This is a genomic window from Methyloceanibacter marginalis, assembly GCF_001723295.1.
In the GTDB taxonomy this organism is placed as follows: Bacteria; Pseudomonadota; Alphaproteobacteria; order Rhizobiales; family Methyloligellaceae; genus Methyloceanibacter; species Methyloceanibacter marginalis.
Genome location: NZ_LPWD01000166.1, coordinates 1 through 5,083, shown reverse-complemented (window position 1 = coordinate 5,083; position 5,083 = coordinate 1). Strand labels below are relative to the sequence as shown.

The 5,083-nt window shown below is 64.9% G+C and carries 5 protein-coding genes and 1 pseudogene; 2 read left to right on the top strand and 4 right to left on the bottom strand.

Annotated features, from left to right (window positions below):
- A partial coding sequence (locus AUC71_RS06960; RefSeq protein ID WP_141701518.1) for a YcjX family protein occupies positions 1 to 929 on the bottom strand: 929 nt, incomplete at its 3' end.
- A gap of 342 nt (positions 930 to 1,271) precedes the next feature.
- Between AUC71_RS06960 and dksA the strand changes: the two genes are divergently transcribed.
- Positions 1,272 to 1,700 (top strand): RNA polymerase-binding protein DksA, encoded by a 429-nt coding sequence (gene dksA, locus AUC71_RS06955; protein ID WP_069623685.1) that lies wholly within the window; start codon positions 1,272 to 1,274, stop codon positions 1,698 to 1,700.
- A 1-nt stretch (position 1,701) separates the two neighbouring features.
- Here the strand turns inward: dksA and AUC71_RS06950 are convergent, their stop codons facing one another.
- From AUC71_RS06950 to AUC71_RS22620, 3 genes are all read right to left on the bottom strand, one after another.
- Positions 1,702 to 3,138, bottom strand: a complete 1,437-nt coding sequence (locus AUC71_RS06950) for an MFS transporter (RefSeq protein ID WP_069623684.1) — start codon at positions 3,136 to 3,138, stop codon at positions 1,702 to 1,704.
- On the bottom strand, positions 3,135 to 3,908 hold the full coding sequence (locus tag AUC71_RS06945) for a M15 family metallopeptidase (protein WP_069623683.1): 774 nt from the start codon (positions 3,906 to 3,908) through the stop codon (positions 3,135 to 3,137). Before AUC71_RS06945 ends, AUC71_RS06950 begins: the two co-directional genes overlap by 4 nt.
- Before the next feature lie 318 nt (positions 3,909 to 4,226).
- A complete protein-coding gene (locus AUC71_RS22620; RefSeq protein WP_069623682.1) occupies positions 4,227 to 4,580 on the bottom strand; it encodes a flagellar biosynthetic protein FliO in 354 nt (117 codons plus the stop codon).
- 165 nt (positions 4,581 to 4,745) lie between these two features.
- Between AUC71_RS22620 and AUC71_RS06935 the strand changes: the two are divergent.
- Positions 4,746 to 5,083 (top strand): annotated as a pseudogene (locus AUC71_RS06935) (hybrid sensor histidine kinase/response regulator); the annotation flags it as partial.

Genomic DNA, 5,083 nt, shown 5'->3' with positions numbered 1-5,083 from the left:
TCGGTCATGGCGCGTTCGAGGTCGGCCACCGCGGCGGGCCCGCCGTTCAACGCGGCGAGCACGTCGATCAGCACGATCTGCCGGTCGAGCCGGGCGAAATGATCGCGAAAGAACGGGCGCACCACGTAGCTCTTATAGGCTTCGTAACGGCGCTCCATCAGCGACCAAAGAGAACCACGCGCGAAGCTGGTGTCGTCCTTGGCATCGAGCGGCGCGAAAGTAAGCGCGGGCGAGCCTTCGAGATCGCCGGGCATCAAAAAGCGTCCCGGCGGCAGCGTGGACAGCGCGTATTGATCGGTGCGCGCCGCGCGCAGATAGGCTTTGAACACATCCGAGAGTGTCGCGGCGCGTGCTTCGTCGGCCGCTCCGTTGGGATCGGCCTCTTGAAGCGCCTTGTGCCAGTCCTTGGCGATGGTCTTGCGGTCCGCCACGCGGGACTGGGCGATCGCATCGCGCGACCATGTCGCGTAGTCGAGTTGCAGCAAGGGCAGGTCGAGCAGCCATTCGCCGGGATAGTCCACGATGTCGATATGCAGACGCTCGCGTCCCATCTGCCGCTTCCAGAATTTTGTCGAGGCGTATTCGAGCGTGAGCCGGAGCTGGCTGATGCGCCGTGTGCTGTCGGGCCAGGTCGGCGGATCGGCGGTAAGGTCCGCGAGATGCTTCTCATATTCGAAGCGCGGCACGATCTCGTCCGGTTGCGGCTCGAGATAGGCGCGCAAGAGACGTCCCTCCGCCGCCGCATCGAAAAAAGGCAGGCGCCCGCCGGCAATGAGGTTGTGCACCAGCGCGGTGATGAACACCGTCTTGCCGGAGCGCGCGAGCCCGGTGACGCCGAGCCTCACCGTGGGCGTGACGAGGCCCGAGGCGAAATCGCCGATATTGCGGACGGCGTCGCCGGCGGCGTAGGTGTAGGTGGAGAGCGGCACGCTTCAGTTCGGTCCTTTTCAGTCGATGCCCCCCGTGCCAGGCGCCTCATAGCGCGCCCGCGCGGGCGAAGGAAGGGCGAGGGGGCATGTGGTACCTCTCCCCTTGTGCTCTGCACAACTAATGTGCGCCGCAAGTCCTGGACCTGCCTAGCAAATATGACGATTTCGCAACTGCGCGCCGGACACTGCTTTGTGTCCTTGTCAACCCCGCGTGCCGTCTTGACTTGTCGACTCGCTTCCGTAAATACGGGGCAGCCCGGCAGGGGCGCTGACCGAGCGCGCCGGATATGGGGAGCAGATGAAGAGCCCAACGACGAATGGATACGTCCGGACATGACTCTCATGGCGACTGCAAAGAAAAAAACTCTCCCCGAAGATTATCGGCCCTCGGAAGATGAGCCGTTCATGAGCGATCAGCAGCGGGCCTATTTCCGCCGCAAGCTGCTCATCTGGCGCGAGGAGATACTCCGCTCGACCAAGGAGACGCTGCAGCATCTCCAGGACGATTCGGAGCAGCATGCCGATATCGCCGACCGCGCCACATCCGAGAGCGAGCGTGCGCTCGAGCTCCGGGCCCGCGACCGGCAGCGCAAGCTGATCGCCAAGATCGACGCCGCGCTGATGCGCATCGAAGACGGCACCTACGGCTATTGCGAGGAAACCGGCGAGCCAATCAGCCTGAAGCGGCTCGATGCCCGGCCGATCGCCACCTTGAGTGTCGAGGCGCAGGAGCGTCACGAGCGCCGCGAGCGCGTCTACCGCGACGAATAACTCAATCGGTCGCCGATAAAGGCGTGGCCACGTCCTCCAGCGCTTTGCGCTCGGCGGCGACGCCGTAGCGCGCGGCAATGACCGCCGCGGCGAGCATGAGCCCGGCACCGAACAGATAGCCGCCGAACAGGCTCAGGCGCGAGCCGGTGTCGATCAACGCCCCGAACAGAAACGGCGCGCCGACACCGCCAATGCCGGTGCCCACCGCATAGAAGAAGGCAATGGCCAGCGCGCGGATCTCGAGCGGGAACGTCTCGCTCACGGTGAGATAGGCGGAGCTCGCCGCGGCCGAGGCGAAGAAGAAGATCACGGTCCAGCAGACGGTCTGCATCGTGGCCGAAAGCGCTCCGGCCGCGAACAGGGCCCCGGTCAGGGCCAGCAGCACGCCCGACAGCGCATAAGTGAAGGCGATCATGGGGCGCCGCCCCACCGTATCGAACAGCCGCCCGAGCAGCAGCGGCCCGAGAAAATTTCCGGCGGCGAAGGGCAGCAGGTACCAGCCCACATCGCTCGCCACGATGCCGTAGAAGTCGGTCAGCACCAGCGCATAGGTGAAGAAGATCGCGTTGTAGAAGAAGGCTTGCGCCACCATGGCGAGGCCGACCAGCGTGCGTTGGCGATGGGCGTGGAACAGCGTGTGCCAAACCTCGCGCAGCGGCGTGAAACGCCGCGATGTGAGCCGGAAGAGCGCTGGCTCCTCATCCGGAATGACATGGCCGCGCGCCCGATGGTGATCCTCGATGCGCTCGAGAATCGCGTGTGCCTCGTCGGCGCGGCCATGGGTCATCAGCCAGCGCGGCGATTCCGGGATCCAGGACCGCAGCAACAGAATGCCCAAGCCCAGGATCGAGCCGATGAAGAAAGCCGCGCGCCAGCCGATGTCCGGCGCCAGCACCGTCGGGTCGAGCAGGATAATGGAGCCGCCCGCACCGGCGGCCGCCCCGATCCAGAAGCTGCCATTGATGACGAGGTCGGTGTGCCCGCGATAGCGCGCGGGCACGAATTCCTGGATCGTCGAGGCGATGGCCGTGTATTCGCCGCCGATACCGGCGCCCGTCAGAAAGCGGAACAGCGCGAAGCTCCAAAAATTCCAAGAGAACGCGGTCGCCGCCGTGGCCACGATATAGACCGCAAGCGTGATGAAGAAGAGCCGCTTGCGGCCCAGTCTGTCGGTGAGCCAGCCGAACAGGAGCGCACCGAGCACCGCCCCCGCCAGATAGAAGCTGGAGGCAAGCCCCACCTCCGCGTTGCTGAGTTGCAGGACGGGACTTTCTTTCAGCGCGCCCGCCACGGCGCCAGCGAGCGTCACCTCGAGACCGTCCAGCACCCAGGTGATGCCGAGCGCCGCGACGACGAGCGTATGGAACCGGCCCCAGCGCAGACGGTCGAGCCGTGCCGGTACGGCCGTCTCGACGATCTGTGGCCCGTCTGCGCTCACTCGCTGCCGCCGCTTGGCCGCGGCCTAATCGGAAAGTCGAAATATGTGTCCGGGTAGGGCTCCGGCTGATGGGTGTAGTGCCACCACTCGAACGGATAGTTCGCGAAGCCCTGTGCCTGCATCGCCGCGCTGAGCAAGGCGCGGTTCTCGATTTCAATCGGCGTCAGTCCGGGCGTGTCCGTATTGGCCTTGGTGTCGAAGCAATCGAAGGTCGTGCCCATGGCGAGGCTGCCGTCCGGTGCATGCGCATCTTGAGGCGCGATGCAGCTCTTTCCCTCCGGCGGCGGATCCGCAGCTCCGATGGGCGTAACGGTCACGTCGAGCGTGGCGCCGCGGGAATGGCCTGAGCGCGTGGCGATGTAGTCGGGGAACAGGGCAGCCTTGTCGAGGCGCGGATACCACGCGGCCTTCGCGGCCGGATCGGTGGGCTCTTTGGCCCAGGCCACGAACGAATCGACGGCTTGCGTCGGGCGATAGCAGTCATAGACCCGCAAGGAGAGCTTCTTCGGCTTGAGAGCCGCTTGAACCTTCTTCAGCGCCTCGGCGGCCTGACGCACCAGGACGCATTCGGGAGCGCCGTAGCCCGGCACCGGCGCCCCGGTGAAGTTGTGCGGGCCCGCGTAGCGCATGTCCTGTTGGATGGAGGGGTCGACGTCGCGGAGATAGACGAAGTCCTCCGGCATCGAGTCCGCACCTTGGGCGGCGGCCATGAAAGCCAGGGCCAGGCAGGCGGCGAGCGAGGCAAGGACTGCCGAACGGCGACCGATCATAGGCCAAGCTTAGCGCATGGGCCCGGCTTGGCCATGAATCGTGAACGCGGACAAAAAAACTCCCCGCTGGAGGGCGGGGAGTGGAAGTGTTTGGGGGACTGACATGACTGGCAGAGCCAGTCGGTGTCGGACCATTAGCAGGGAACTGCCGGCGTCCTTACGATACGGGCGGTTGGCACTACCGGCGGTTTCTCCATCCACCTGCCCATCAGGGCGACCGTAAGACCGTATTCACTATGTACCGCAACCGGCCGCTCACCTCAAGCGAAACCGGCAGTGATATAAAGGCAACAGTCAACTGTAATCGGCGAAGAAACCTTAGGTATTGCCGTAATCGGCCGGGGGCCGGGCCTCGGTCTTGGCGATAATCACGTCGTCATGGGGCGGATTGAGCGGATGCGGACGCCCTTTGATTCCCGTCTCCACGACCACGTCGACGGGCCCTCCGATCATCACCAGATGCTCCACGTCGTCCCGGCGGACGAGATAAAGCGTGCGCTTTGAGTCCACCGCGACGGTCTCGATGACGCCGAGCCGCTTCTCCCTAGCTTTGCGCAAGCTCGCCGAGCTCGCCTTGCCGAAGAACGTCCTGAATGCCCAAACCAGGAGCGCAAACAGCGCGACGACGAAGAGAAGCGTGGCGACGCCGAGGATGAGGGTGTCGAAATCCATAGTGGAAGGTTCCATACGAAAGCCGAGCTTAACAGCACTTTAGGCGAGACGCTGCACCCTGAGCGCCGGCCCTCGCGCACGAGGCGATTCCTTGGGCCGCGACAGGACCTCGCGCCCATGACAATCTCCGGTCAAGACAAATCGAATCGGGTAATTTCCCAAGGCATGACAGATATTGATGCGCCCATGCGCTATGCCGAGCCGATCGCCGACCGTGCCGAGCGGGACGGCAGCGTCGGGCTCGTGGTGGCGCTAGCGCTGGCGCTGGCCGTAGCGGCTGTCGGCCTTGCCATGGTCTCGCGCGAGATGGCCGAACCGTTCGTGCTGGCGATCCTCGCCGGGCTGGCGGTGGTCGGCGTGTTCTGCCTGTTCGCGGGCGCGGTTGGCATTCTTTATTTCGGGCAGCGCCACGCGCGCAACGATCTGACCAAGGCTTTCGTCGACAATCTGCCCCAAGGTGCCCTGATCGCCGATGCGGGCGGGCGCGTGCTCTACGCCAACCG

What these genes read in the sequence shown, in the direction of transcription:
- dksA (WP_069623685.1), top strand. Translation starts at nt 1,272, where the DNA reads ATGGCGACTGCAAAGAAAAAAACTCTCCCCGAAGATTATCGGCCCTCG.
- AUC71_RS06945 (WP_069623683.1), bottom strand. Translation starts at nt 3,908, where the DNA reads ATGATCGGTCGCCGTTCGGCAGTCCTTGCCTCGCTCGCCGCCTGCCTG.
- AUC71_RS22620 (WP_069623682.1), bottom strand. Translation starts at nt 4,580, where the DNA reads ATGGATTTCGACACCCTCATCCTCGGCGTCGCCACGCTTCTCTTCGTC.